This is a genomic window from Paenibacillus vulneris, from assembly GCF_039543185.1.
GTDB lineage: Bacteria > Bacillota > Bacilli > Paenibacillales > NBRC-103111 > Paenibacillus_S > Paenibacillus_S vulneris.
Genome location: NZ_BAABJG010000018.1, coordinates 66,024 through 92,888 on the forward strand (window position 1 = coordinate 66,024; position 26,865 = coordinate 92,888).

Sequence of the window (26,865 nt, forward strand, 5' to 3'; positions counted from 1 at the left end):
TCAACGGATTTTTCAAATAAAATCAAGAAATCTGCCCACGGAATGACAAAATGTTTTGGTACCGCTTTCTAAAAATGGTTTTACCCTCCTGAACCCCATGCTATAATAGGAGCAGTTAAGTTGAATAGGAGCCGTGCCCATGTCGTTACAACCATTTCGCCGCTTCCCTGCCTGGATGCGCCTTGCCGCATTCGTCCTTGCAGCAGGGTTACTCGCACTACTCCGCACTTCCTCCACGGAAGAGGCTCCCGCACCCAGAAAACCGCTTCAGCTGGATATATCGACAGAGGACTGGAGTAAGGAGGAGCTGGAACGAAGTCCCAACGTGATCGTCGTTCTAAGTGAAGCCTTCTGGGATCCGACCTTGATCGAGGGCTTAACCTTCAGCAAGGACCCTATACCTACCTATCACGCTCTGAAAGAGAAATATACGAGCGGCTGGATGCTGTCCCCGCAATTCGGAGGCGGCACGGCCAATGTAGAGCTGGAGGTGCTGACAGGCAACTCGATGCGTTTTTTGCCTGAAGGCTCCATCGCTTATGAGGAGTTTATTAAAAGGGACGTCGATTCCCTGGCAGCGATTATGGCCAGACAAGGCTATACGGCTACCGCTATCAGCCCTTTTTACAATTGGTATTTCGACAGCCGCAACGTGTACAGGCATCTCGGATTCTCCCGCTTCATCAGCTTTGAATATTTCAACCCTAACGAATATGTCGGGCCTTATATCGGCGACCATGCCGTAGCCAAACGAATTATTGAGGAAAGCGAGCGAAGTGAAGGACCGGACTTTATCTTTGCCAATACAATGGAAAATCATTATCATTACTGGTCCAACAAGTTCAAACGCAATACGATTGAAATCAAGGACACCAGAGGAACAATGTCCGGTGAAGCATTGAGCATTTTGGAAACGTATGCACAAGGGGCCAGCGGTGCCGATAACATGCTTCATGAGCTCGTGGATCATTACAGCAAAGTAAAGGAGCCTACGATAATCGTTTTTTTCGGCGATCATCTGCCCTTCCTTGAAGACGACTATTTCGTATACCGAGAGAGCGGTTACATCGAAGGCGAGAACGACCCGAACTTTCTGGAGAAAATGTACAGCGTCCCCGTGGTCGTCTGGAACAATTATAAACCGGATGTCAAAGATACGCTGCATTTCAGCCCTTCGTTCCTAGGTCCTTATGTGCTTCAGCTGGCCAAGCTGCAAGGAAGCGGATATACCGAGTATTTATCCCGGTTATCGAAGCAAATCCCTATTATTCCGCCGAAGTCCTATTATAAGGAAATGAACATCAACGAAGAGGATTTGGCCGAATACAAGGCCAGGCAGGATCAAATCCTGTTTGGCGATCTCGGAGAGGAGCAGCCCGGCACATCCGCTTCCACCTACATTGTTGGGTACGGCGACCCCGTTATTACTTCGGTGACACCAGACAAAATAACACTGGGTGACGGCATTGTCAACGAGCTGAAGAAATCTGCGACCGTTACCGTCAAGGGAGGACGCTTCGGAATCGCTTCTACTATTTATGCTAACGGTATCGCGCTTCCTACCACATGGCTCTCCGAAGAAGTCATCACGGCCGCCATTCCTAAAGAGCTCGTGGAGAACTCATCGGCTGTCGAGCTGCAAGTGAGGGTCGTCGATGAGAAAGAAACCGTGTTAGGTCAATCACAACCTTATCCCCTTCCCATCGTTAGTAAAAAGCCCTGAGCGACGCTTCCAGTCTCTCGGGGCTTCCCTATGTATGGCTTACTGGGCACCAAAGAATACAGATGAGGGACTCGGCTTGCCGCCCTCTTTCCGCTTCATCTCATCAATGGCTTGCAACTCCGCCTCAGCATGAAATCTTTGGCCCCGAAGTCAGTTCATGTCATTGGGGCTGCATGGCTTTCAGCTTCCGGTATGCTGCCGGCGTCATTCCTTTCGTTTCCCTAAATATCCGCGAAAATGTATTGTAGGAGCCGTACCCGGTTTCGAGCGCAATGTCGGATACGTTCATTTCAGTAGAGACCAGCAGGGCGCACGCCTGTCTAATCCGGACCTCATGTACGAAGGCGAGGAAATTTTGCCCAACAGCTTTTTTAAACAGCTCGCTCAAATACGGCACACTAAATCCGAAACTATCCGCAATGCCCGATAAGGTCAGATCATCCTGATAATGGGTGTGGATATAATGCAGCACCTGCCAAATGCTCCCCTTAGGCTGTACCTTATCCTTCTCGCACAGGGTACCGCCCACCGCTCCCGGCGATTCGGCGCTTCTTCGAAACCGGTCAAAGCGGACCAACACTTCCGTAAGCTTGGCTTTGAGAAGCGCATGCTTCCACAAATTCTCCTCCATGTACTCCCTGCGCATTTCTTCCAAGGCCGACACAAAATAAGCATGCTCGGATTCCTCGATTTGGGCAAAAGGCGGCAGCGACTCTTCCGCTTGGAGCCAGTCGATCCCCGGAATCTGTTCCCCTTGCGCATACAGATGCAGCCCGAAATTACAGTTATATAAAATAAGCGGCTGACCCGGCTCGGAGATGATCTCGTGATACTGGTAAGGCATAACGAGAGTGAAGGTCCCCGGCATCATCCGATGCTCCACGCCGTTAATAATCTCCGATCCATACCCCGCAATGACGTATGAAAATTCCATAAAATCATGCCGATGCGATTCGAAGCCGTTTTCCAGCCTATGAATCTTTATATGGAAAGGAAAGGACGAATCCATATTCGGATAATGGGTTACATACCGCGGAATGACAGCCATATCCAAATTCACCCCTGCTGAAATATTGGGATATCTCCCGTAAAAATTGGGACGCTTTTTATTGCGTTCCATCTTACTATAAGAAAGAAATCGTTTTCTGACAACATGCGGTTTGTCCAAAAATTGATGCACTTCTTCGAAACCGTTTTTCTTCGAAAATTATAAGGAGGGTCTCCATTGAAATCACAACCTATTCGCATTGGCATCCTGGGAGCCGGCAACATAGGCCGGGTCCATATTCAAACGTTTCAACAGCTCCCGCAGGATGCAATCGTTACTGCGGTCACCGATTCCTACTACCCGCTGGCACAGCAGAGGGCTGCGGAATACAGCATCCCCCGCTGCTGCGAAACCGCGGAGGAGCTGCTGTCCGACCCCGATATCGATGCTGTTGTCATAGGAGTCCCCAACAAATGGCATGCTCCGCTGGCAATTCAGGCTCTTAAAGCAGGCAAGCATGTGCTGTTGGAGAAGCCCATGGCTATCGATGTTCCTTCGGCCCGCGACATCGTCAATGCCCAGCGCGAGAGCGGCAAGGTGCTCATGATCCCGCATCAGATGCGCTGGGAATGGCTGCCTCTGCAGCTAAAGCAGCAGGCTGATAAAGGCGCCTTCGGACGAATCTATCACGCCAAGGCAGGGTGGCTTCGCCGCAAAGGCATACCGGGCTGGGGAACATGGTTTACCCGGAGCGAGGAATCCGGAGGCGGTCCGCTGATCGATATCGGAGTTCATATGCTGGATCTGGCCTTTTTCTTGATGGGCAATCCGAAGCCTGTTTCTGTCTACGGATCCACTTATGCGGAATTCGGGCCGAAAAAGCGCGGTATCGGGACTTGGGGAACTCCCGACTGGAACGGCAGGTTCGATGTAGAGGACCTGGCGGCCGCACTAATCAAGATGGAGGACGGCAGCACCCTGTCCTTGGATGTCAGCTGGGCTGTTCATATGGACACGGACAGCCAGCATTTTATTCACCTGATGGGCTCCGAAGGCGGCGCTTCCATTCGCGGCAACCAAGGGAAGCTCTTGACCGAGTCGTTTGACCGCGCCGTGGAAGTCAGTCTAACCCCTCCTTCGAACGATGAAGGCGGACGGATTCGCTTAAGCCGGCATTTTATCGAATGCATCCGTGAGGGTAAGCAGCCTGATACTTCGGTCATGACTGGGTTTACCAACAACCTGATTCTCGATGCCATCTATGAATCCTCCAGAACCGGTCACGAGGTTGTTTTGGATTGGACGCTATAGCAATCATTCTTAGAGGAGGCTGCACTATGTTGAAAGGCTTGACACGAGCTGGGATTGGCGACGTAGGCTCGATTGAGGAATTTGTTCATGCGGCGGCGGCATACGGCTTCGAAGCCATAGCCGCCGACGGAGCGGAATTGGAAAGATGGATACAAGAGAAAGGATTGGGCGGCGTTCGGGCCATTCTCAAAGAGGCCAAAATTCAGATAGCAACGATCGGGCTGCCCGTTCAATGGAGAACAACAGAGCAAGAATTTATGTCAGGACTGCCCTCGCTCGTCCGGTATGCGGAAGCAGCTTCTGCTCTGGGATGCACCGCCTGCTGCACTTACATCCTTCCATCGACGGATCATGCCTCCGCTCCTTTCATGGCAGCAGCGACACGGCGTTTAAGAGTTTGTGCACAGATGCTAGCCCCCTACGGCATTCGTCTCGGATTGGAATTTGTCGGTCCCCACCATCTAAGAACTCGCTGGAAAAACCCTTTTATTTGGGGTCTGCAGGATACCTTGGATTGGATCGAGACGATAGGAGAACGCAATGTCGGCTTGCTGTTCGACAGCTATCACTGGTACACGAACGAGCTTGATGCGGACGCTATCCTTCAGCTGGATGCTTCGAACATTGTGCTCGTTCACATCAATGACGCGGCGAACCTTCCCGTCTCGGAGGTTCTGGACAACGACAGGCTGTTTCCCGGTGAAGGAGTCATCGATCTTCCCGGGTTTCTACAGGCTCTGCATCGGATCGGATACCGCGGAGTCATCGCCCAGGAAATTTTGACTCCGGAGCCCTTGAAGCAATCCAGTGAGCAGCTCCTGCAGAGATCACAAGAAGCATTTCGTCAAGTATACCGTGCGGCAGGACTTGAATAGACCCAAACAGCCCCACCAGGTGGAGGCGCTGAGATTCCGGCGCAACCAGCCAGTGGGGCTGTTTTTCTAAGCTTAAATGGCTCCTACAGCTTGCAGCCATGCCTTGGCAATCAGAGCGTGACCTGCGGGTGATGGATGTACGCCATCCGGCGCCCAATAAGCAGAATCGGCCCGTGTCGACGCTTGTGCGAATAAGCCGTCTAGAGGCACCAGCCGTGCTCCAAATTCGCGTGCCAGCTCACGGACAACCTGGATCTTGGGGTCCAGGTCCTCTCTCCACTGCTTGCGGTCTTCCGGCACCGGCAGTACAAAAGGCTCAACCAGCACCAGCCTTGCACCTAGCTTGGCGGTCTGTTCCAGCAAGCTTCTATAGCCAGACTCATATTGCTCCGCTGAGGTGGGGTCGTTGCGGTCATAGCGTCTCCAGGTATCATTAATTCCTATGTAAATAGAAACGACATCGGGCTTCAAATCAAGACAATCCGCCTGCCAACGGGCCTGAAGGTCTTTGACCCTGTTGCCGCTTATTCCCCGGTTCACGAACCTTACCTGCTGCTCGGGATATAACGAGCCGTATTGAGCAGCCGCCATTAGAGCATAGCCTTTACCCAGATCATTTCCGTCATCTCTTACCCGCTTGGCATCGGTAATGCTATCGCCTTGAAATAATACCGTATCCCCCTGCTGAATCCATGGTGACATCTCCTAATCCTCCTAACTTAAGATAAGAATGTATTGATTCCATATGAAACTCGTCCTGCAGCTTGCTCTCATTCGCCACGATGATGGAAAATCCAGGTAAATGTACGGTAAGACGATGACCATTCTTCATCGACGGCGGAGACATTTCCACTTAACGTGCCGTCTGCTTGAGCTCGCGCCTCCAGCGTTCTCCATCGATATGCCCCTGTTTCATAGGCGAAGCTGACTCCATCATCATCGAAAAGCTGAAACCTCCCGGGGGCATCGCCATAATGATGCAGCTCCAGATCGACGGATTCTCCTGCTGCCGGGGCATGCTGCATGACGGGCATCATTGGAAGGATCGCGCCGTTCTTTACAAAGACCGGAATTCGGTCCAAGCCTGTGCTAACCCGGATGGTACGGCCGCCTTCCCATCGCTCCCCGGTTTCAAAGTCGTACCATACGCCGGCAGGCAAATAGACGTCCCGCTCGCTCTCCCCCTCAAACAACGGGGCGACAAGCAGAGAATCCCCTACCATAAATTGATCATCCACATCCGTATCGATGACTCCGCCGTACGCAAAGTCAGTGGAGTCCAGCACATGCTCTCCGCCCGCCAAGCTAGAATCAGTACCGCTTTCCAGCTGCATGGCTCGAATCGGAGGAATCCCTTCGAAGCAGTACCGGGCAAACGCAGAATACAAGTACGGCATGAGCCTCATCCGCAATGTGATGTATTTTTTTACAATCGCTTCGACTTCAGGAAATGACCATGGCTTCGTTCCATCCGCCCAGGCATTTACCATAGCGAGCGGCGAGAAGCATACGACCTGCATACGTCGTACCCAGTCCTCAGCATTGCGCGCTTTACGAACCTCCGGAGTCCACAGCAGACCGCTAAAGCTGGAGCTGCACATCCCCCTTACGAATTGACGATGATCGTACAAATCCGAGTATAGAACATACGGCAGCGAGGATGCAGCTGCAGATGAGGCTCTGGCAAGCCCGTAGGTACGGCGGTTTTTGCTGCGGTACACGTCATCGGTCATCTTCTGGATCATCAAGCCGTACAGTTGTCGCATCTGCTCACCGTCCGCTCCGGAAGGAAATGTGGCATGGGCCGGATAAATCCACGAATTGCGAGTCAGTTCGCTTCCGTCGCATTCGTCGAGCTTGTAGCCGGATACGCCGATATCTACATGCTCCGTCTCGTGCTGCTTCATATAAATTTCTCTGGCTGACTCGAGCGTGTAATCGGGCACGAGACCATGCCATACAGTGTGTGAACCGGACAAAGGCTTCAATGGTTCATAGATGGATGCATCTGGAGATACATAGGGATGCTCCCACAAGTTAATTTGAAATCCCTCTTCGGCCATTCGCCTAACAAAGCCCTCAGGATCGGGGAATCTTTCCTGATTCCATTCATAGGTGACGGGATAGCTTTTGCTGTGCCAGCCGGGCTCCAGGCCGATAACGTCGCAGGGGAATTCCCTTTCCCGGAACGACATCGCTTCTGCCACGACCTGCTCATCCGTATAAGCTTTTGGCACCCGGTGCCAGAACCCGAGTCCCCATTTCGGCGGAAGGACTCCTCCCCCATGGAACAGATTGTACCGTCTCACCGCGTCCAGCGGCATCGGGCCGCCGAAAATAAAGAGCTCGGCTCCCGGTTCTTGAATAACTATCTCCACGGTGTCCGACACCGGAGTGGCCTTCCAGGATTTGTCCGCATTGCGGTCCTTGGCTTCCCCGCTTAAGCCGCTGTCCAGGCTGACGGCCGAGCCGCAGTAGATCGATACGATCCGCGATGTGTTCACCATAACGCCGTAACCTTTGCTTGAGACGTAGAAAGGTACCGGAGCATGGGTTTCTCCGGTGTCCTGTTTCGGATCGCTGTTTACTCTAAGATACCGGGTCCGTCCGCGATGATTAAGCTTCAGCAGCTGCAAGCCGAGGCCATACAGCTTTTCCTCCGGCTCGAGAGGCAGTGTAATGATCGTTTGCCTGGCTGTAGCTTCAATACGGATTTTGTCCGCATCCAAGGGGAAAACGGCTTCCTTCATGGCCGTCAATGCCTCGGTCTTCGGCGTTCTATCCATGACGGACATGGCGGATAATGAGAATGGCTCCCCTTCTTTCGCAGACCAAATGCCGGGTGCAGTTTGTTTCCATTTACTATGCGTCATAAGTACATCTCCTCATCCTAAATACTATTTCTATGTGTGCCATAATAGCTGATGATACATGAAAGCGATTTCTGGATGATTGATGAAGCTCGGTAGCATGACTTTCTCCCTGATCCGGTTCCTTTATTTTATTCCTAGCATTTGCCGATACTCGGAAGGGGAGGTTCCCGTCATCTTCTTGAATATTTTGGTAAAATGGGGATAGTTTTGATAACCTATCTCCATCCCTATGTCTGCGATCTTATAATGCGGCAGCTCGAGCAGTCTTTTGGCTAATTCGATTCGTTTCTTCATCCGGTACTGGACGAACGTTTCATTCGTCATTTTTTTAAAGAAATAGCTGAAATAGGTGGGAGCAAGACCGACCTTTTCCGCCACTGCTTCCAAGCTGATTTCTTCGGCTATATGCTCATCTATGTAGGCTTTGGCCTCTTCAAAAACGCTTTTCTGATTGCCGCCCCGCCACCGGACCAGCTGGTCGCTTAATTGAGTCAGCTCGGATTCAAATAGCTCGAGCACAGCCTCATGGCTTAACCTCGTTGTAAAAGGGGACCGGATGACGAACGGAAGCAGCTCTCGCCTGTTTAATTTTTTTATTAAAGAATGTAACGCGTTCTCTGCTGTTTGCTGCAGCTGCTCTGTCGTCAGCCTTCCTGCCAGGTCATCCCCCCTCCATCGTCTGAGCAGCCGGTCCAATCCATCGAAATCAGCGGTCCATACAGCCGCCTCAGCTTGCTCAAGCCAATCTTCATATGCGGATATCGATAGGGAGGCGCTCTTCTCTTCATGAAGGAAACGATCAAGCACAGGGTAAAGCTCCGCTTTCGTAACCGGCTTTAACATATATTCCTTCACCCCGAAGGTCATGCATTTCTGCGCATACGTAAAGTCGCCATAGCCGGAAATAACGACCATTCGAACTTGCGAATTCATTTGTGAGATGTTTCTGCACAGCTCCAAACCGTCCATCTTGGGCATTCGAATATCCGTAAATACCAAATCCGGGTACTGCTTGTGAATCAGCTCCATCGCCTCGATCCCGTTTGGAACTGCATGTACTTGAATCGATTGGCTGTACTGCTTGATCAGCTTCATTAATCCGGCGCGGATCACAGGCTCGTCGTCGACGATAAGGATATGCTTCATCCACTCATCCCTTCCATCGGCTTCCAAGATGCTTCATGACATCGTTGGCTGCTTGATAAGGCTTGTCAAAGACTACGAAACCATTGCAAACGTTAAACATGCAATAACAGCGCTTACATTCCATGCAAAATTTGGTGCCTGACCATTATTTTACTACAATATGAAACATTAGGACACCCCCTATTCACCATTATCAAAAAAGCCGACCCGTGAATATTTCCGGATCGACTTATGAACTGTCCCGAAGCTAGTAGCCCCTTCCAATCTGTTATATTCAGCTTTACCCGATAACTGCCTTTACCGCCGCGAGTCCAATACCGATCAGAAAACCGCAAATGGCACCGTTGACCCGTATCCACTGCAGATCTTTTCCGACCTTGTCCTCCATCAGCTGAATCAGCGTCTCATCGTCAAACCGATCTATATTTTCTTTAATGAGTGCGCCTATCTTGTGATGGTTTCCTTCAATCCAACGGGCAATCTGCTCGCGAAGCCCAAGCTCCAGCCGGTTAAGAAGCTCCGTATCAGATTCGATCCGTTGGATAAGCTTCGATGCGAACGGAATCACATAAACCTCGGCGAACGACTCCTCACGAACCCACTCCAGCGCTCTATGCTGAAGCTTTTGCAGCAGCTCCAGTAGCTTCTGCCCCAGATTCCATTGGGCGACAAGCTGATCCTTCAAATTCACCATTTCTGCAGCCATCTGATCCCGGTGAACCGGATTGTCCAGCCAATAGCGCAGGGCATGGATGACCGCTTTGCGGTTGGCGTTGTCCTTCATGCGCAAGCCTTCAATGCCGGTCAGGATAAATTGTTGAATCAAGCCTCCCAGCTTTTCTTCATTAAAATACCCGACAAATGCATTCAATGCGAACTGCATGAACCCGTTGGTCTTGAGATGCGTCAGTGCCTGCACCGCCATCATTCCCATCCTGTCGCGAATCTCCTCTTTCATAACGAGCTGTTCGGACAAATCGAGGACGAAGTCAAACACTTTTTCATCATATTGCCTGTCATAGACTTGCTCTAATAATGCATCAAGTAAAGCCCTCATATCTAGAGCTTCCAGCAGCTTGTGAATTTCTTTTTCTCCATAGGCCGCTATCGTTTCCAATGGAAGCTGTGTTATCAAATATTCGCTGATAGCAGCGATGCCGGTTCTCGCCCCCGGAGATGCCAGCTGCTCCTCTGCTCCCCGAAGCAGACGAACGACCAATGGAACTTGAGACAGCTTGTCCATAATGCTTTGCTTGCTCAGTAGATCGTCCTGGATCGTAGTGATGAAGGCTTTGGCCACTTTATCCCGATTTTTGGGCAGCAAAGCCGTATGCGGAATAGGAATGCCTAACGGATGACGAAATAGCGCAGTCACCGCGAACCAATCCGCCAGCCCGCCTACCAGACCTGCCTCAAACCCGCTTTGGGCGAATCGAACCCAGGAACTGGTCCCGTCCAAAAATAATGTGCCTACGAAGCCAGCAGCCATGACCCCGAGCGATAATGTTGCCGTATGCTTGGAATTTCCACTCACTTGAATTTCTCCCTCTTGTGTGCAGCCGGTCTATACCGGCGTATGTTCTGTTTCCTCTATTATAGAACATGTTAAGGAAAAAAAATCAATGCCGTATCAATTATTTCCTTTTCCGACAGGAAAAAATGGCTTTTTTGCTTGCTTACCTTTACGCTGCCTGGGACGGCTCATTTTTCAAGCCATACCGTTTATTCAAATTATGCCCGTACATGGCGGCCAACAGCTGCTGAAAAAGCATCCCCGCGATAACCGGAAGTACGACCGGCGGAGGGAAAAAGTTAATTGCCAATACAGCTCCCGCGCTCAGATTGCGCATTCCCGAATTGAAGGTCAGGGCTACGGTCACGTCCTGATCCCATTTCATGCCCCGGGAGACGAGCCATCCGGCCAAATAGCCTATAGTGGCACAGACGAAAGCTACTGCAATGATCACAATCAGCTTGGCGTTCATCTCCTTTAAATGAGGAGCCACGACCGAGCTGTTAATAGCTACGACGATAAACAACCCGATCTTTGTAAAAGGAGCGAGCCGCGGACCCCAGACCTTCTTGATCTGTCCTTTGGTCAGATGATTCAATATCATTCCGACAACGGAAGGGACCACAACCATCCACAGCAGACCGTTCATCATAGCCATACCGTCCAAATGGACCTTGGCTCCGACAATCAGCGATAAGCTGAGCGGAACGATAAACGGGGAAAGCAGCGTATCCAGCAGGATCAACGCCAAGGTTAATGCAATATTGCCGCCGTATATGGTTACCCATACCAGGCTTACCACTCCTGTCGGAATGACAAACAATAGCACAAATCCGGTCTGAGTCAAATCATCCCCTGGAAACGCCAGGGACCCTGCGGCCCACCCCAGCAGCGGCATAGCGATATGCAGAATCAAGAACGTTGCAATAATGGGCAGCGGGTGCTTCATGACTTTGCCCAAATCACGGAAATTGGAGCCAATGCTCCCCGCAAAGGTCATCACAGCGAAGATCCACGATACAAGAAAACTCAATGAGTGCAGCCAAGCCGAGCACAGCAAGCCTACTACCACAGCTGTTGGTGTAAGAAGCGGCATGACCTTTTCCAAAGCCTTGTTCAATTTGTTTAGCATACCCAGACCTCTTTTGTCGTCAACTTTTTGTGTATTAACGTTCATCCTTCAACGATACTCCAATTAACTCATTCTATTCTAGCACAGATTTGCTGCCCGTTGGCTTGTTTTTTACAAAAGTAGGCTAATGATTATGCTTCATTAGAGCGATGTTCTGAAGCGCTTTCCAATGCTCAAACCTTCAGGCTTGTAAACCGGAAAAAATACTGCTCCATTTTTCGCTTTTAAATTGACGCCGCTTCCATAACAATAAGATAAGACTTGCCTCCCGATCTCCATCCCTTACCCTTCAAAAGGAAGTGAATTCTCCATGCTTCTCCATAGCGTTATCTTGTTCAGCCTGACCTTTGTGCTAGTGGCCGTGTTGTGCCCTGTTTTGATTATGGGTCTGCGTACGTTCCGCTTGACCCAGCCGATCCGCTCCCAGCTCCCATCCAACCATCAGGCCAAACGGGGAACACCGCTTATGGCAGGCATCATCCTTATCATTGGCACCGTCGTGCTTCTTCTGCTGAATCCCGGGCCTATCGCCTACTTTCTCACTATTGTGTTCCTGCTGTTCAGTGTCATCGGCTGTATTGACGACATGAACAAGGCTGTCCTTCAGAATCCGGAGGGGATTCGCGGAACGACCAAGCTGGCTCTGCAATTTGCTGCGACGGCTGCCATGCTTTATTATTACTTTCACCTCGCCCCCCTGGACTCGAGTATAAAGCTCCCGGGTGGTACGGTGCTGGATATTCATCCTATGCTGTACATAGCGGCTGCGCTGTTATTTATTATCGGCACGGCCAACGCGGTGAATTTCACCGACGGTCTGGATGGACTTCTTATTATCACGTCCATTCCTACCTACCTGTTCTTTTTCGCAATATCCGGCTCCTGGGAAGTTCAGCTGTTCTGTCTCGCTATGATTGCGGCGCTGCTCGGTCTCCTGATGTATAATATGTTCCCTGCCAAGGCTTTCATGGGCGATACCGGGTCGCTTGCTATTGGCGGATCGCTGGCGTTTTTGTCGGTAATGGAAAAGGTAGAAGTGCTCATTCCCCTTCTCTTCTTCATCTATTTCGCCGAGCAGTTGTCGGTCATTTTACAGGTCATTTATTATAAGAAAACCAGGCTGCGGCTGTTCAAAATGACCCCGATCCACTTTCATTACAGCTTAAAATACGGCTGGAGCGAAACCAAGGTCGTCTGGTCCTTCGGCGCTGTATCCGCGCTTTGTGCTTTCGTTAGCTGGATGCTGTGGAGATACGCTATGTAGTGATCTACTGTCCTGGAAGATGAGCCCCTTGAAGCAAGCGAGCCTTGTCTTCGATGCCGGTTAAGGTACTGCAATATCAAAAAACTCCTGATACCCTAGCGTATCAGGAGCTTGCCGTCTTAATATTTTACCAAAGAAATAATATCGATGTTACCCAGCTTGTCACGGCCGTTTAACTCTTCAAGCTCAATCAGGAACGATGCTCCTACAACCTCGCCGCCAAGCTGCTTAACCAGGTTGATGGAGGTTGCGATGGTGCCGCCCGTAGCGAGCAAATCGTCCGCAATGAGCACTTTTTGCCCCGGCTTGATGGCATCATAATGCATCGCGAGCTTGTCTTTGCCGTATTCCAGCGCGTAGTCTGCTTCAATAGTTTTTCCGGGAAGCTTGCCGCTCTTACGTATAGGAACGAATCCGACTCCTAACTCTACCGCCAACGGAGCACCGATGACAAAGCCTCTTGCTTCCGGACCGGCAATCAAATCAATTTGCTTGCCTCTTAATTGTCTAGCCAGCTCTTGAATCACTTCTCTATATACCGGGCCATTGTTCAACAGCGTCGTAATGTCTTTAAAGCTGATCCCCGGCTGCGGAAAATCCTCGATGACTCGAATATACTCTTTGAAATTCATATAATTTCCTCCAATGATGGTTTCGTTTGATTGTGAAGCTGATGCAGCCACTCCACAAGCTGTTGTGCCGTAGAGTATAGAAGAGCTTGCTCCACATCCAGGCTTTGCTGCCTCTGCTGATACAATTTGGATGTGGTCAAATCTTTTTTGGCCGGATTCGGCACAGGCACATAGCCTTCTGCTGAGCGTCTGATGAAGCCTAATTCAATAAATACGTCCAGTATGAACAGAATAACCTCCTTTGAATACCCTGAACGCCTGGTTAAAGCTTCCACAAAATAATTCGCCTTTTGTATTGGCTCCCCTTGCTTTTGAACCGCCGCATACACGGTTTTGAACATATCCCTGCCTGGCAGCGTTCCTTGCTGCTGCAAAGAACCCGAGAACACGGCATACCAGCGCTCTACATGCGCCGCCGATGTGATCGCCCTCTCCAACGTTCGGAGCGAATCCGGCAAATCATACAAAATCATATCCGTGATGCCTGACTTCTTTTGCTGGCGGGCAAGCTCGTTGTACGGCACAAAAGGCTCCGATCCCGACATATCGACTCCCCATATCGGGTAAAGCTTGGAGTACTTCATTCTCAGCTGTTTATCCTCGGTGGCAAATGTCAATATCGAAGGGAGCTTTCTGTCTTCTTGAGCAGAATTCAATTCAGCCAATCGATCGGTCAAGTCCATCAGCTTGCTTTCCAGCCGAGCAACACCACGCCAATCGAACAGCTGTATGTATGGGATACGTACATCCTGAATCATTAATTGCGGCTTGCGCACGCCGTTCCATTCATTGATCGAGAGCTCCCCAAGTACATCCATGGACGCCGTAGGGGAGATCCACGGAAGGACTGATGCTTTATTAAAGCCTACGGCATCCAATGCTGCCGAAGCTTCCTCTGTACCTTTCATTAAGGTCATCTTGATGTGCTGCTGGTCTTTTCCGATCGTCCGCATCTCCTGGCAGCCAACGTTCGTAAATACGAATTTGGGCATCGGATTACCCATGCCGAATGGGCCTAGCTGCTCAAGCTGCTGTATCGTCTCTACTCCTACATCATCAAGTGAGCCTTCTATGTCCGCATGGATAAGCGGAATAAAGTCCTCGGGACCTAACCATTCCTCCGCCAAGACGTTGAGTCTGCGTTCCAGCTCGGGTAAATGATCCTTAGAAAGGGTCATCCCCGCGGCAGCCTGATGCCCGCCAAAGTGCTCCATCAGATCGTGACAGTGCGTCAATGCCTGATACAAATCAAATCCGGCTATAGATCGGGCCGAGCCTTTCGCCATCCCCGTCTCTTTATCTATACCAAGTATGATGGTGGGACGATAAAATTTATCCATCAGCTTGGAAGCAACGATTCCAATCACACCGACATTCCATTGTTCATGGGCCAATACAATCACTTTTTTCAGGCCGTCTGCTTTCTGCTCTTCAACCATGCTCATGGCATGCTTCGTCATTTCATCGACGATCCGCTGCCGCTCTTTATTCAATGCATCCAGCTCGTAAGCGAGCGTCTCCGCTTCCTGCTGATCCTCTGTAATCAGCAGCTTTACCGCATCGTCCGCGTTGTTGAGCCTTCCGCTCGCGTTGATCCGCGGCGCCAGGGCAAACCCGATGTGGGTGGAATTAACATCCTTCATCTGAATCCCCGCTACATCCAGCAGCGCGCGAATCCCCCAGTTGGTCGAGCTCCTCATCCGTTTAATGCCCTGCTTTACTATAACACGATTCTCCCCTAACAGCTGCATTAAATCAGCTACCGTCCCAATGGCGGCATATTCCAGCAATTCTTCCGGCCAACGGCCCAGAAGAGCTTGAGCGAGCTTTAGTGCTACGCCGACCCCGGCGAGATGTTTGAAGGGATAAGGGCAGCCCGGTTTCTTGGGATTAATAATGGCATACGCCTCGGGTAAAAGCTCCGGCGGCTCGTGATGGTCCGTGACTATGACATCGACTCCGAGCTCTGCTGCATAGGCAATTTCCTCTACCGCGCTAATTCCTGTATCCACCGTTATAATAAGCTTAACCCCTTGCTGATGGGCTGACTCTATTGCCGCTTTATTCAATCCATAGCCTTCCAATACACGGTGAGGAATATAATAATCAAATGAAGCATGAAGCTGCCGCAGCAAATGAACCATTAAGGTAGTACTGCTAACTCCGTCCGCATCGTAGTCTCCATAAACCCAGATGTATTCGCCCCGCTCCAATGCTTGACGAATCCGCAGTACAGCACTCTCCATACCATCTAAAAGGAACGGATCGTGGATGTGATCCGTTCCTCCATTTAAAAAAGCGGCAGCATGTTCTTTATCGGTCATTCCACGGCCTACAAGCAGACGGGCCACCAAAGGGGATATCCCCAGTTCTTTGGCAAGAGCTTCGGCCTGCCTTTCGTCCGTCTCGCTTATGTTCCATCTTGCTCGTGCTTGAAGCATGCTGTCCCTCCTTAGAGCTTTCCTTTAGGAAAGCTTTCTTCGTAAGCGCTACTGAGCTTTCCGTAAGGAAAGCTATCTTCATAAGCGTTGCTGAGCTTTCCGTAAGGAAAGCTCTTCTTAAGCGTTACTGAGCTTTCCGTCGGAAAGCTGTATCAACAATAATGATCAATGAACCACGCTGGTAAAATGTTCCTGGTCAAGATCGGCATTTTTATAAGGATATTCCGAATCATAAGGGTTCACCTGAATATGAACCTCGGAAATATGGATAAATCGTTTCATAAGTGTGTACTTCACTTTTTTGGCAATATCATGTCCCTCAAATACGGAAATTCTAGGATTCACACATATTTTCACTTCTACGATCACATAATGACCACGTTCCGTAGCCCGAAGATCATCTACGGCAATAACACCCTTAACGGCCTGTACAGCGCTGATGAGCTCTGCGGCATCTTCTTCAAGCAGCATCCGTTCCGCTACGCTTTCAGTAATGCTCATGACGAGCCGGCTGCCCATTTTGAAGATCATCCCGGCAATGAACAAGCTTGCTATTGGATCTAAATAGTACAAATAAATATTTCCCAGGTAATGACCCCAAATCGCACCGCCTGCGCCGGCAAAAGCGATCAGTGTTGATAATAGATCGGACCTGAGTCCCCTTGCGTGAAACAATGTGTTGGTGGACGAAGCTTCTTTACTCCAACGATGCTTATATTGAAGCACTGCTTCCTTGATTACGATAGATGCCGCGATCGCTATCAATGCAAGGGTTCCGGGAGGTGACTCGACACCATAATATATTGCTTTGACCGACGAGATGGCGAGCTCCAATCCAACCAGCAGCAGCATTACGGAAACAATAACAGCTGCAGCCATTTCCGCTTTGCCTTGTCTCTTCCTATATTCCTTCTCCGATAGGCCGTGTCTGGAGCGCCCTTTGGATAGAGCAAGAGAACCAGCGGCCTCGGACGCCGTATGTACCGCATCAGCGAGAAGTGCTTTACTTCCGGATATGTAGCCGAAAACACCCTTCATGACTGCCAAAGTAATTTGACCGACAAAGCCAGGCCATTCGCCGTAATGCGCTTTTTGTAACCGCTCATTAGACATGAAGCCACTCCTCAAGTGAATTGTATAGAAAGGCCGCGGAAATATTCATTTCGCGCGGCCAGCTATTATTCTTTTACTGCGGCAGCCCGCGTTTTAGAACCAAGTGATTTGTTTTTCAACAAGTACCACAATGGAGTAGCAATACAGATGGATGAGTATGCGCCGGACGCCAAGCCTACAATTTTTGCGAGAGCAAATAGCTTGATAGCTTCACTTCCGAAGATGAACAAACATAGCGCGGCGATCAAAACCGTAATAACGGTGTTAATATTCCGTGCCATTGTCTGCCATATACTTGCATTAAGCATATTGGACAGATCTTCGCTTGTCTTGATTTTTGTAAAGCGCTGATTTTCACGTACACGGTCAAAAATAACGATTTTATCGTTAATGGAATAACCGATCGTCGTCAAGATAGCCGCTAGGAACGGCAGGTTAACCTCAAGACGGAAAATAGAGAACACCGCGATAACGATAAATGCATCGTGTAGAATTGCGATAATGGCGGCAACCGCAAACCGCCACTCGAAACGAATGCTGACATAGATACAAATGGCCAAGCTCGCGATACCGACAGCGATCATCGCTTTAAAGCCTAATTCTCTGGCAATGTCAGGTGATACCGTATTGACCTCTTGGGAAACCTTGTCCCCGAAAGTAGACACCATAGTGGAATTGATCTTTTTTATCTCGTCATCGGAAAGAATGGTATCGAAACGAGCGGAAACATGATCATTGTTCGTACCGCTAATGGTGGTTACTGCGGGTTTAATGCCCGTGCTATCAAAGGCTTGGTCAACCTTCTCCTTCGTTACGGCTTGGCCCATATTAATGTCCAGCGAGGTTCCTGCTTTAAAGTCGACGCCGTAGTTCAGATTCATCACGACTAATACAATCAACCCAATCAGCAGGATCGCAATAGAGGTCATAAAAAACTTATTGCGGTTTTTCATGAAGTCAAAGTGATTTTTATAGTCCACGAATGTCCGACTCCTTTACACCGTAATAAGCAGGTTTTTGGAACAGCTTGCTCTTAATAACCATGTGAATATACCAACGGGACAGGAAGACGTTGGTCAAAATACTGAGAATAATACTCATGATCGTCGTCAATGCAAAGCCTCGAATCGCACCGTTACCTACATAATAAAGCACGATGGCGGAGATAAGGTTCGTGATGTTCGCGTCCATGATAGTACGGAACGAATGCTTGGAACCGGATTTCAGAGAGGACAGCAAGCTCTTGCCGCTCCGAATCTCTTCCTTGATCCGTTCATACATAATGATATTAGCATCGACAGCCATCCCGATCCCGAGAACGAAAGCCGCAATACCCGGGAGCGTCAGGGTCGCTTTCATCAAGTAGAAGGCCCCCAGCAGCAGGAACGTATAAGTGATCAACGTAATGGCTGCAATAATACCAGGCAAACGATAGAACACAAGCATGAACACAAGAATCAGGATCGCGCCGATCAAACCGGCTTCAACTGTTTGGTGCAAGGACAGCTGACCTAGAGATGCCCCTACCACCTGGGTATATTTTTCTGTGAGCTTCAATGGAAGAGCGCCCAAGTTGATCGTGTTAGCTAATTCGGTTGCTTGCTCAAACGTGTAATTCCCCGAAATCGTAGCATTGCCGTCGGTAATGACTGCGCTGACGATAGGTGCAGACAACTGATTTTCATCCAAATAAATGGCCAGCGGCTGATTTAACAATTTTTCTGTAACCGCCTTGAACTTATCCGGTTCTTTGACTTTAATACTGATCATCGGGCGGTTCGATTGGTCGAAGCCCACTTTGGCGGCACCTTCCACGAAGTCACTGCCGAGCATTTCCTTCGTACCGTCCGGACCGCGGAAGGTCAGCTCCGCCGGCTTCTTGATAACTTTCCGAACTTCTTCTTCGTTCTTCACATCGGCGAGACGCACACGAATACGGTCTTTACCCTCGGTCGTAATTTCTGGTTCTGCGATACCGAGGCTATCGGCCCTTTTCATCAGGCTGTTCGCCGTTTGCTTCAATGACTCCATAGTGACCGGTTTTCCAGCCTCTATAGGTTCAGCTACATAAAGTATTTCAAAACCACCCTTTAAGTCTAAGCCGAGCTTAATGTTTTTTACTAGTCCCGGAGTTAGCCATGCAAACAGGCCAAACGAAAGGACTACCACTAGCAAAAAAGCCACGATCCGTTTCATCTAATAACGATCTCCTTCCATACTCAATATGCCTATTATACCTACCTGCGAAAAACGAGTCAATTTGACGATTAATGGCATCTCGAAACCTTATCACAACAAATAACCCTTTCCGGCTATTTGAAAGGGTTGGTTTTATAAATGCTCATTGTCATCCAGTTCATAAACTGCGTCACTTTTAACGATAAAATATCGTTGACCACTTTATGCAGCGGGGGGGTGCCGGTCTTTTTATACTTGTCGCTGACACACTCCCAAATTTCCATCCCGGTAACATGCTCATACCCAATCATCCTGAATTCCTCGGCCTTGCTGTTGCAAATGTCTTCTATTACTTCGTTCAGCTCCAGATCCGACAGGGCTTCCGATTCTTCTTCAGGCTCCGGTTCCGCCATACATTCCAGCGTCTCGCCTTCATCGTCCGGTAACGGCTCTATCGGCGGCTCTCCAGGCTCCGGCATCTCTTCCTTAGGCCCCGCATCAGCAGATCCTTCATTATCACCTGCCGTTGCCTCCAGCTGCTGTGTATTCAGTTCCTCATGTTCCACGACCATCACCCTCCTGCACTACAGCTTCGCTGTTACACTTATTCGCTGTTCCCCGTCCATTTCCTTCCTTTCTTGTCCAAGAAGTTGTACAAAAAATGTCATGCGGTAGGACAGGTCCAGCATATTCATGAAGTATAGCTAATGGTGCATAATGCGAGAATTGATCCCCATCCAAACCAAAGGGAGGAAGAAGGCGTTCAAGTGACCAAACAATCATTTATCAAAGGCACGCTCATTCTGCTTGCCGCAGGCATTATCAATCGCATCCTTGGCTTTATCCCCAGAATTACGCTGCCAAGAGTTATCGGCGCCGAAGGTATCGGCTTATATCAAATGGGCTACCCGTTTCTTATCGTTATTCTTACATTAATTACCGGCGGTATTCCCATCGCCATTGCCAAGCTCGTTGCAGAGGCGGAAGCAGAAGGCGATGAAGGCCGGATTAAAAGAATATTTCGAGTTTCATTTCTTTTTACTCTTTCAATCAGCTTGCTGTTTGCTGTTGCCAGTTTTTTTGCCGCCAAATGGATATCGACGCATTTATTAACCGATTCCCGTGTTTATTATACCTTCCTGACGATGACCCCGATCATCTTGATCGTCGGCATCGGTTCCGTCTACCGCGGATATTTCCAGGGCAGACAAAATATGATACCAACAGCACTCTCACAGGTTGTTGAAACGATCGTTCGCATCTTTACCGTATTGGCGTTCGCTTATGTCTTGCTGCCTTACGGAATTGAATATGCGGCGGCAGGCGCTATGGCCGGGGTTCTTGCAGGCGAGATTGCGGCGCTGCTTGTCTTATACCATCAGTTTCGAGCGAATCGGAGATTGTCCAGGTCTGCTCCAGCAGCTAATATCGGCACATCAGCCATGCTTGGACGATGGTCGAATCTGAAAACGCTCCTCAAGCTCGCCATACCGATTACCGGAAGCAAGCTGGTCGGCTCGTGCTCTTATTTTTTTGAATCCATTATCATGGTTCGCAGTCTGGCCATCGCCGGTGTAGCTACGAAGGTTGCCACTGCGCAATATGGCGCTCTTCAAGGCATGGTAATGCCCATCCTGATGCTGCCCAGCGCCTTGACATATTCCTTGTCGGTATCTTTGGTTCCTTCCTTATCGGAAGCAGCGGCGCAAAACGATATGAAAACGATCCATTCCCGTCTTCATCAGTCGTTAAAGCTTGCATTGGTGACAGGTGCCCCGTTCGCCATGATTATGTTCGTGCTTGCCGAGCCGCTGTGCCGCTTTCTGTACGGCCAAGCCCAGGTAGCCTCCATGCTGAAAATGATGGCTCCCGTTGCACTGTTCATCTACTTTCAAGCGCCGCTTCAGGCGACGCTTCAAGCCTTGGAAAAGCCGGGCAGCGCGCTGGTCAATACACTCATCGGCTCAATTGCGAAGCTAACCTTAATTTATGTGCTGGCAAGCAATCCCAAGTTCGGCATTCTGGGCGCTCTGATGGCCATTAATTTGAACATCGCGCTCGTTACTCTTCTTCATTGGCGAAGTGTGGCCAGGCTCTTGAACTTCCGGATGGATATGACTGATTTTGCCAAAGTCGGCGCAGCAATGGCGCTTTCCGGTTGGGCCAGTCATGTGATTATGTACACAAACTGGCTGGAGCACGAGCTGATTCGGTTTTTGGCCGCTTCTGCTGCAGGTATTCTGATCTATCTCGTCTGCTCGGTATTGTTTAAGCTTATCGATCGCAATGACCTGCTAAGAATCATCTGGCTCGGGCGGAAATTTGTAAAATAAGCTAGCGTTTTTTATCGATGAACCATTTGCCCCGATGATCAATTGTACAGAAAAACACATCCTTGAAATCTTGTATCCCCTTCGCCTGGAGCTCACTCTTTAGCCAAAACCTCGTCTTCCCGAGCTTTTCCAGGCTGTCATCCTGCACCTTACCGTCCATAATGAGCGGCAGCGGCAGGCCTTCATACCGGATTTTAAACTCCTGCTTGGCGGCGGGCTGACTGCGCTCAGAATCCTTTTCGACCACAGTCAGCTTGCCCGATGGCTCCAGGATGGCAAACTCCACGTCGGCCACATCCACAATCTTATTCTGCCTGAGCTGAAGTAGCAAGTCGTCGAGATTGTAGCGGTGACGCTTCATGACTTCCCGGTTCAGCTTGCCGTTTTGAATGACCATCGCCGGCCGCCCTTCAAATACTCGGCGCAGCTTCTCATTTTTCAAAGACACATAGGCAATCAACATTTGAATCAAAACCAATGTGACCATAGGCACGATACCTTCTGCCAAAGGCTTCCCCATATCCTCCAATACAAACACAGCAATTTCTGCAATCATAATGGAAATAACCAAATCAAAAAGCGAAAGCTTACCGATCTCCCGCTTCCCCATAATGCGCAAAGTCAGGAGAACGATAAAATACACGAGTACGGTGCGAAAAAAAAGGGCCAACATCTCCATGGTTTCACTATCCTCCTACAAGCATTGGCTTTAGCAAAGACAGGACGGTTCCCATGGGTATTTTGACCTTAAGACAATGGAGTCATACGGTAAGGAAAGTAACGAATTGTTGGCAAACGCCTTCTGTAATCCTAAATTTAGAAGTACATCCACATGATATAACCAGTTGATAAGACCAGAAGCAATAGGGTTAGCGGCAATGCGGTTTTCATATAGCCCATGAACGAAATTTCATGCCCCTCCTTCATCGCCAAACCGGCAGCAACCAGATTGGCGTGCGATCCGATTATCGTAGCGCCTCCGCCAATACTCGCACCTATCGCTAACGACCACCAGACCGGATTAAGCTCCCAGTCATTAGCCAGGTGCATATGAGCACCGATATTTTTAATCAATGGCAGCATCGCCGCCACAAGCGGAGCTTGATCAACACCCGCCGAGATGAATCCTGCAACCCACAGGACGAGAATGGAGACGAACATTTCATTTCCCGAGGTAAGCTCCATGCCCTTGACCGCAATGGCCTCGATGACCCCGGTATTCACGAGCCCGCCTGCAAGTACGAATAATCCGATCAGAAAAAATAACGTCCCCCACTCAACCGTATGAAACACATCCTCCAACTCTTCTTTCTTTCGGATGGTTAGCAGAATCAGGACAAGGGCGGCCGCTATGGCTATTATAGCAACGGATATGTGCATTTGTTTATGAAAGAGGAAGCCTAGTATGGCCAATCCCCAAACCGCCGTCGTTTTGACGACTAAAGAACGATCTTTAATAGATGCTGCAGCATCCAGCTCCCTCCATTCCTCCGAAGCTGTTTCAATCTTCCGCCACTCCTTCGTATACATTCTATGAAGCACAAATAACGAGACGGCAAAGAGAATTACGGATAAAGGAGCAACGTGAAGTAAAAACCCGTTAAATGTTAGCCCGGTAAGCTTGGACGAGCCCATCATCATATTCGGGAGAGAACCTATTAAGGTTGCGCTTCCGCCAATGTTGCCGCATAGCATTTCCGTCATGATCAAAGGAATCGGACTTACCCCTATTGCCGCAGCAATACGAACCGTAACAGGGACCAGCACTATGAGGACGGTAACAGGATCCAGAACTGCCGAGCCCGCCGCCGCTATAACTGCGAGGAGCACAAGCAGCTTTGACGGATTGCCGTTTCCTTTTTGTACGAATTTTACGGCAAGATATTGAACTATGCCCGTTCTGCCTGTTATTCCCGAGAGAAGCATCATCCCGAAAAGTAGTAAGACCGTTTCCCAAGCAATGTGAGTCTGATAAGCGCTTTTCCAATCAACAAGCCCCAAAATAAGTACCAGAACCGCTCCCCCCCACGCGATATATGCGCGACGGATCAAACCGGTTTGGATTAGCCCATAAGCGATCATGAAAATAAGTGCAGATGCAACCATTTGCCATAATGAAGCCGACTGTATCGTGTTCAACTTTATCCCCGCCTTTCTATATTCATTCGTACGGTTGGTTCCATTTGGCGGCATCCGGTAATGGATTTAACCGATATTTTACCTAATTTCGCCAAGCTGCGTCCAGAACAACCTGTACTAATTTTATGTACGTGCCCATACAATGATGATAAATGGTTTGGATTGGGGGAAAAGTCGGCGATGAGGCGCTCACCTTTATTATCCGGTTTGGTCTACTCCATGATCTTCATGATATTTGGAACGCTCATGATCTCTTTGATCATGCTAGCTACGAATGTGCAGGAAACATCCTTATTCGGTTATACCATGTCCATTCACGGCGTCTCAATGTTTATCGGGGGCATTGTGTCCGGCAAACGGAGCGGAACAAGAGGCTGGTATCACGGCGGCATGTTAGGCGTCTTTTACTGCCTGATTGTGGCTATTGTAGGGTTTCTCGCTTATGACACAGGAATAACGGAACAAACCTTGTACTTGCTCGGATTAACCTTCGGTACCGGAGCGCTAGGCGGAATGCTCGGCGTTAATTTGAAAAAGTAACGGGTAAAGCCACAAAAAGTAAAAATGCGAGTCCCCCTTCTCAGGAGGCTCGCATTTTTCGTGTGCTGCCGCTTACTTCTTATCCTCGCTTGAACTGCTCTGTACCGAATTAATTGCAGAACGTTCGAATGTAAGCTTCGTTACATCATTGACCCGGAGAATCACCGTATCGTCTCCCAGCTCCAGAATGGTGCCGTGAAGTCCGCCGATGGTTACTACCTTATCGCCCTTTTTCAGGTTGCCCAGCATCATATTCCGTGTCTTTTGACGTTTTTGCTGGGGACGAATCAATAAGAAATACAAAACAACAAACATTAACACTAATGGACCGTATGTATACAAATACCCTTGAAGCCCGCCTTGCGCCGCTGTATCAGCCGCTGCTAACAACATACCTTATCCCCCCTTTCCCTATACTATACGTTTAAAATCCTTTTCCGTTTTCACTCATTCCGTATTTTTCGAAAAAATGATCGCGGAAATCCAGCAGCCGATCCTCTCGAATCGCTTGTCTTACTTGACGCATCAATTCCAGCAGAAAATGCAAATTATGGTACGTTGTGAGACGTATACCGAACGTTTCATCCGCCTTGATCAAATGCCGGATATACGCGCGGGAGTAATTCCTGCACGTGTAGCAAGAGCATTCCGGATCGAGCGGACCGAAATCTTCAGCATACTTGGCATTGCGGACGACTAGCCTTCCCTCGCTGGTCATCGTGGTGCCGTTCCTTGCAATACGCGTCGGAAGGACGCAATCAAACATGTCGATACCCCGAATCGATCCCTCGACCAAAGCATCCGGTGACCCCACTCCCATTAAATAACGGGGTTTATTAGCCGGCAGCATAGGCACCGTGTAATCAAGAACTTCATACATCAGATGCTTCGGCTCGCCGACGCTCAATCCACCAATAGCATACCCCGGGAAATCCATGGAAGTCAACTCAGCAGCGCTTTGTTTGCGCAAATCCTCGTACATGCCTCCCTGAACGATTGCAAACAAAGCCTGATCTTCAGAGCGGGCATGGGACTTCAAGCAGCGCTCTGCCCAACGGGTCGTACGTTCGAGGGACTGCTTCGCATAGCTGTGCTCTGCCGGATAGGGAGGGCACTCGTCAAAGGCCATCATGATATCGGAACCAAGCGCATTCTGTATTTCCATCGCTTTTTCCGGCGAGATGAACAGCTTGTCCCCGTTCAGGTGGGATCTAAACGTGACCCCCTCTTCAGTAATCTTTCTCATTTCACTTAGACTGAACACTTGGAAACCGCCGCTGTCCGTCAAAATAGGACGGTCCCAATTCATAAACTTATGAAGGCCGCCGGCCTTCTTGACAAGGTCATGTCCCGGACGAAGAAACAAATGGTATGTGTTGCTCAGAATAATCTGGGCATCCATCTGCTTCAATTCTTCAGGGCTCATCGTTTTCACTGTTGCTTGAGTGCCCACCGGCATAAATGTCGGAGTTTCGATTACCCCGTGGGGTGTATGTACCCGGCCTAGTCTGGCGCCGGACTGCTTGCATGTTTTAATATGTTCATACCACACTGCTGCCAATGACATTCACTTCTTTCTTTTCCTGCTGATTAATATATAAACATCGCATCGCCAAAGCTGAAAAAGCGGTATTCCCGTTCGACGGCTTGACGATACGCCTCCATAATCTTTTCCCGGTCCGCCAGAGCACTGATCAGCATGAGCAGTGTAGATTTGGGCAAGTGAAAATTCGTCAATAGAGCGTCTACGATCTGGAATTCAAACCCCGGATAGATGAAAATGTCAGTCCATCCGCTGCAGGCTTGAAGTCTGCCGGGTTCACTGTTCACCCTCGAAGCCGTCTCCAGCGTTCTTGCCGAGGTCGTTCCAACCGCAATGACTCGCTTACCGGATGCTTTGGCCTCATTGATCATTGCCGCCGCTTCCGGGCTGACCTCGTAATACTCCTCATGCATCCGATGTGACTCTACATCGTCAACAGACACCGGCCGAAAGGTACCGAGTCCAACATGAAGCGTAATATACGCTAATTGTACTCCTTTTTGTTCCAGCCTATTCAGATACTCCTTCGTGAAATGAAGCCCAGCCGTCGGGGCGGCTGCGCTGCCTTCATGCTTTGCGTAGACGGTCTGGTAACGCTCCCTCTCAGGAAGCTGCTCCTTTATGTAAGGAGGAAGCGGCATCTGTCCCAACCGATCCAGCAATTCCGGGAAAATTCCCTTATAAGCAAAGCGAAGCACACGTCCGCCCATCTCGCTCTCCTCTTCGATCGTAGCCGTTAGAAGAGCAGACCTGTTCCCTTCCTCCGATTTCTCGGAATCGTCCTCTCCGAAGAGAATAACGGCCCCCTTCTTCAACCGTTTGCCGGGCTTGACCAGCGCTTCCCAACGGTCGTTCTCCAGCTGCTTCAATAGCAGCACTTCCGCCTTCGCTCCGGTATCCGCCTTGACACCAAAAAGCCGGGCTGGTATAACCCGCGTATCATTCAACACGAGAACATCCCCGGCTTCCACATAGTCGATTAATGCTTCAAATGTTTGGTGCTGGATCGCTCCGGTTGCTTTGTTCAATGTCAATAATCTGGACGAGGTCCGGTCCTTTAAAGGAGTTTGCGCAATTAGCGACTCCGGTAATTCATAATCAAACTCTTCTACCTGCATAGT

Annotated in this window: 23 protein-coding genes; 6 read left to right on the forward strand and 17 right to left on the reverse strand. The window is 49.6% G+C overall.

The window, feature by feature from the left end; genetic code table 11:
• Positions 1 to 139 precede the first annotated feature (139 nt).
• Entirely contained in the window at positions 140 to 1,723 is a 1,584-nt protein-coding gene (locus ABEA66_RS18020) for an LTA synthase family protein (RefSeq protein ID WP_345589533.1), read from the forward strand.
• Positions 1,724 to 1,883: 160 nt separating this feature from the next.
• On the opposite strand, the gene ABEA66_RS18025 is transcribed toward ABEA66_RS18020, so the two are convergent.
• Positions 1,884 to 2,771 (reverse strand): AraC family transcriptional regulator, encoded by an 888-nt coding sequence (locus ABEA66_RS18025; protein WP_179135965.1) that lies wholly within the window; start codon positions 2,769 to 2,771, stop codon positions 1,884 to 1,886.
• 177 nt (positions 2,772 to 2,948) lie between these two features.
• On the opposite strand from ABEA66_RS18025, the gene ABEA66_RS18030 reads away from it, so the two are divergent.
• The gene (locus tag ABEA66_RS18030) at positions 2,949 to 4,022 is read left to right on the forward strand and encodes a Gfo/Idh/MocA family protein (protein ID WP_345589536.1); all 1,074 of its coding nucleotides are present in this window, start codon (positions 2,949 to 2,951) and stop codon (positions 4,020 to 4,022) included.
• Between the two features lie 26 nt (positions 4,023 to 4,048).
• The gene (locus tag ABEA66_RS18035; RefSeq protein ID WP_345589538.1) at positions 4,049 to 4,897 is read left to right on the forward strand and encodes a sugar phosphate isomerase/epimerase family protein; all 849 of its coding nucleotides are present in this window, start codon (positions 4,049 to 4,051) and stop codon (positions 4,895 to 4,897) included.
• Between the two features lie 72 nt (positions 4,898 to 4,969).
• Here the strand turns inward: ABEA66_RS18035 and ABEA66_RS18040 are convergent, their stop codons facing one another.
• From ABEA66_RS18040 to ABEA66_RS18060, 5 genes are all read right to left on the reverse strand, one after another.
• Entirely contained in the window at positions 4,970 to 5,599 is a 630-nt protein-coding gene (locus tag ABEA66_RS18040) for an SGNH/GDSL hydrolase family protein (RefSeq protein ID WP_345589540.1), read from the reverse strand.
• 68 nt (positions 5,600 to 5,667) lie between these two features.
• Complete coding sequence (locus ABEA66_RS18045) at positions 5,668 to 7,770, reverse strand: glycoside hydrolase family 31 protein (protein WP_345589542.1); 2,103 nt, start codon at positions 7,768 to 7,770, stop codon at positions 5,668 to 5,670.
• A 123-nt stretch (positions 7,771 to 7,893) separates the two neighbouring features.
• Positions 7,894 to 8,916 (reverse strand): response regulator transcription factor, encoded by a 1,023-nt coding sequence (locus ABEA66_RS18050; protein ID WP_345589544.1) that lies wholly within the window; start codon positions 8,914 to 8,916, stop codon positions 7,894 to 7,896.
• Between the two features lie 280 nt (positions 8,917 to 9,196).
• Positions 9,197 to 10,450 (reverse strand): DUF445 domain-containing protein, encoded by a 1,254-nt coding sequence (locus ABEA66_RS18055; protein ID WP_345589546.1) that lies wholly within the window; start codon positions 10,448 to 10,450, stop codon positions 9,197 to 9,199.
• A gap of 148 nt (positions 10,451 to 10,598) precedes the next feature.
• Complete coding sequence (locus ABEA66_RS18060; protein ID WP_345589548.1) at positions 10,599 to 11,561, reverse strand: bile acid:sodium symporter family protein; 963 nt, start codon at positions 11,559 to 11,561, stop codon at positions 10,599 to 10,601.
• Positions 11,562 to 11,871: 310 nt separating this feature from the next.
• On the opposite strand from ABEA66_RS18060, the gene mraY reads away from it, so the two are divergent.
• Entirely contained in the window at positions 11,872 to 12,825 is a 954-nt protein-coding gene (gene mraY, locus ABEA66_RS18065; protein WP_345589550.1) for a phospho-N-acetylmuramoyl-pentapeptide-transferase, read from the forward strand.
• 119 nt (positions 12,826 to 12,944) lie between these two features.
• Here the strand turns inward: mraY and ABEA66_RS18070 are convergent, their stop codons facing one another.
• From ABEA66_RS18070 to ABEA66_RS18095, 6 genes are all read right to left on the reverse strand, one after another.
• On the reverse strand, positions 12,945 to 13,457 hold the full coding sequence (locus tag ABEA66_RS18070) for an adenine phosphoribosyltransferase (RefSeq protein WP_345589552.1): 513 nt from the start codon (positions 13,455 to 13,457) through the stop codon (positions 12,945 to 12,947).
• Entirely contained in the window at positions 13,454 to 15,898 is a 2,445-nt protein-coding gene (gene recJ / locus ABEA66_RS18075; RefSeq protein WP_345589554.1) for a single-stranded-DNA-specific exonuclease RecJ, read from the reverse strand. The genes ABEA66_RS18070 and recJ overlap by 4 nt, the downstream gene beginning before the upstream one ends.
• 165 nt (positions 15,899 to 16,063) lie before the next feature.
• Positions 16,064 to 17,011: a cation diffusion facilitator family transporter gene (locus tag ABEA66_RS18080; protein ID WP_345589556.1), complete on the reverse strand. Its 948-nt coding sequence runs from the start codon at positions 17,009 to 17,011 to the stop codon at positions 16,064 to 16,066.
• 65 nt (positions 17,012 to 17,076) lie between these two features.
• On the reverse strand, positions 17,077 to 17,991 hold the full coding sequence (gene secF, locus ABEA66_RS18085) for a protein translocase subunit SecF (protein ID WP_079910060.1): 915 nt from the start codon (positions 17,989 to 17,991) through the stop codon (positions 17,077 to 17,079).
• Positions 17,981 to 19,207, reverse strand: a complete 1,227-nt coding sequence (gene secD / locus ABEA66_RS18090) for a protein translocase subunit SecD (RefSeq protein ID WP_192702842.1) — start codon at positions 19,205 to 19,207, stop codon at positions 17,981 to 17,983. The genes secF and secD overlap by 11 nt, the downstream gene beginning before the upstream one ends.
• A gap of 116 nt (positions 19,208 to 19,323) precedes the next feature.
• Positions 19,324 to 19,755 (reverse strand): post-transcriptional regulator, encoded by a 432-nt coding sequence (locus ABEA66_RS18095; protein WP_345589560.1) that lies wholly within the window; start codon positions 19,753 to 19,755, stop codon positions 19,324 to 19,326.
• 201 nt (positions 19,756 to 19,956) lie between these two features.
• On the opposite strand from ABEA66_RS18095, the gene spoVB reads away from it, so the two are divergent.
• Positions 19,957 to 21,522: a stage V sporulation protein B gene (spoVB, locus tag ABEA66_RS18100; RefSeq protein WP_345589563.1), complete on the forward strand. Its 1,566-nt coding sequence runs from the start codon at positions 19,957 to 19,959 to the stop codon at positions 21,520 to 21,522.
• Between the two features lies 1 nt (position 21,523).
• Here spoVB and ABEA66_RS18105 read toward each other — a convergent pair whose 3' ends face one another.
• Together ABEA66_RS18105 and ABEA66_RS18110 are read right to left on the reverse strand one after the other, a co-directional pair.
• On the reverse strand, positions 21,524 to 22,201 hold the full coding sequence (locus ABEA66_RS18105) for a DUF421 domain-containing protein (RefSeq protein ID WP_079910058.1): 678 nt from the start codon (positions 22,199 to 22,201) through the stop codon (positions 21,524 to 21,526).
• A 137-nt stretch (positions 22,202 to 22,338) separates the two neighbouring features.
• Complete coding sequence (locus tag ABEA66_RS18110; protein ID WP_345589565.1) at positions 22,339 to 23,661, reverse strand: ArsB/NhaD family transporter; 1,323 nt, start codon at positions 23,659 to 23,661, stop codon at positions 22,339 to 22,341.
• A gap of 180 nt (positions 23,662 to 23,841) precedes the next feature.
• Here ABEA66_RS18110 and ABEA66_RS18115 point away from each other — a divergent pair, with 180 nt between their 5' ends.
• Positions 23,842 to 24,201, forward strand: coding sequence for a TIGR04086 family membrane protein (locus ABEA66_RS18115; protein WP_079910056.1), 360 nt, complete (start codon positions 23,842 to 23,844; stop codon positions 24,199 to 24,201).
• A 72-nt stretch (positions 24,202 to 24,273) separates the two neighbouring features.
• Here the strand turns inward: ABEA66_RS18115 and yajC are convergent, their stop codons facing one another.
• Genes yajC through queA form a run of 3 tightly spaced genes read right to left on the reverse strand, consistent with a single transcriptional unit; the run spans position 24,274 to position 26,862 of the window.
• A complete protein-coding gene (yajC, locus tag ABEA66_RS18120) occupies positions 24,274 to 24,594 on the reverse strand; it encodes a preprotein translocase subunit YajC (RefSeq protein ID WP_079910055.1) in 321 nt (106 codons plus the stop codon).
• Between the two features lie 31 nt (positions 24,595 to 24,625).
• Positions 24,626 to 25,762, reverse strand: coding sequence for a tRNA guanosine(34) transglycosylase Tgt (gene tgt / locus ABEA66_RS18125; protein ID WP_425571481.1), 1,137 nt, complete (start codon positions 25,760 to 25,762; stop codon positions 24,626 to 24,628).
• Positions 25,763 to 25,791: 29 nt separating this feature from the next.
• Positions 25,792 to 26,862: a tRNA preQ1(34) S-adenosylmethionine ribosyltransferase-isomerase QueA gene (queA, locus tag ABEA66_RS18130; protein WP_345589571.1), complete on the reverse strand. Its 1,071-nt coding sequence runs from the start codon at positions 26,860 to 26,862 to the stop codon at positions 25,792 to 25,794.
• Between the last annotated feature and the right edge of the window lie 3 nt (positions 26,863 to 26,865).

Excerpts from the sequence above, each read along its gene's own strand:
- ABEA66_RS18020 (WP_345589533.1), top strand. The coding sequence starts at position 140 with ATGTCGTTACAACCATTTCGCCGCTTCCCTGCCTGGATGCGCCTTGCC.
- ABEA66_RS18025 (WP_179135965.1), bottom strand. The coding sequence starts at position 2,771 with ATGGCTGTCATTCCGCGGTATGTAACCCATTATCCGAATATGGATTCG.
- ABEA66_RS18035 (WP_345589538.1), top strand. The coding sequence starts at position 4,049 with ATGTTGAAAGGCTTGACACGAGCTGGGATTGGCGACGTAGGCTCGATT.
- ABEA66_RS18040 (WP_345589540.1), bottom strand. The coding sequence starts at position 5,599 with ATGTCACCATGGATTCAGCAGGGGGATACGGTATTATTTCAAGGCGAT.
- ABEA66_RS18045 (WP_345589542.1), bottom strand. The coding sequence starts at position 7,770 with ATGACGCATAGTAAATGGAAACAAACTGCACCCGGCATTTGGTCTGCG.
- ABEA66_RS18050 (WP_345589544.1), bottom strand. The coding sequence starts at position 8,916 with ATGAAGCATATCCTTATCGTCGACGACGAGCCTGTGATCCGCGCCGGA.
- ABEA66_RS18060 (WP_345589548.1), bottom strand. The coding sequence starts at position 11,561 with ATGCTAAACAAATTGAACAAGGCTTTGGAAAAGGTCATGCCGCTTCTT.
- mraY (WP_345589550.1), top strand. The coding sequence starts at position 11,872 with ATGCTTCTCCATAGCGTTATCTTGTTCAGCCTGACCTTTGTGCTAGTG.
- ABEA66_RS18070 (WP_345589552.1), bottom strand. The coding sequence starts at position 13,457 with ATGAATTTCAAAGAGTATATTCGAGTCATCGAGGATTTTCCGCAGCCG.
- recJ (WP_345589554.1), bottom strand. The coding sequence starts at position 15,898 with ATGCTTCAAGCACGAGCAAGATGGAACATAAGCGAGACGGACGAAAGG.
- ABEA66_RS18080 (WP_345589556.1), bottom strand. The coding sequence starts at position 17,011 with ATGTCTAATGAGCGGTTACAAAAAGCGCATTACGGCGAATGGCCTGGC.
- secD (WP_192702842.1), bottom strand. The coding sequence starts at position 19,207 with ATGAAACGGATCGTGGCTTTTTTGCTAGTGGTAGTCCTTTCGTTTGGC.
- ABEA66_RS18105 (WP_079910058.1), bottom strand. The coding sequence starts at position 22,201 with ATGGAGATGTTGGCCCTTTTTTTTCGCACCGTACTCGTGTATTTTATC.
- ABEA66_RS18115 (WP_079910056.1), top strand. The coding sequence starts at position 23,842 with ATGAGGCGCTCACCTTTATTATCCGGTTTGGTCTACTCCATGATCTTC.
- yajC (WP_079910055.1), bottom strand. The coding sequence starts at position 24,594 with ATGTTGTTAGCAGCGGCTGATACAGCGGCGCAAGGCGGGCTTCAAGGG.
- queA (WP_345589571.1), bottom strand. The coding sequence starts at position 26,862 with ATGCAGGTAGAAGAGTTTGATTATGAATTACCGGAGTCGCTAATTGCG.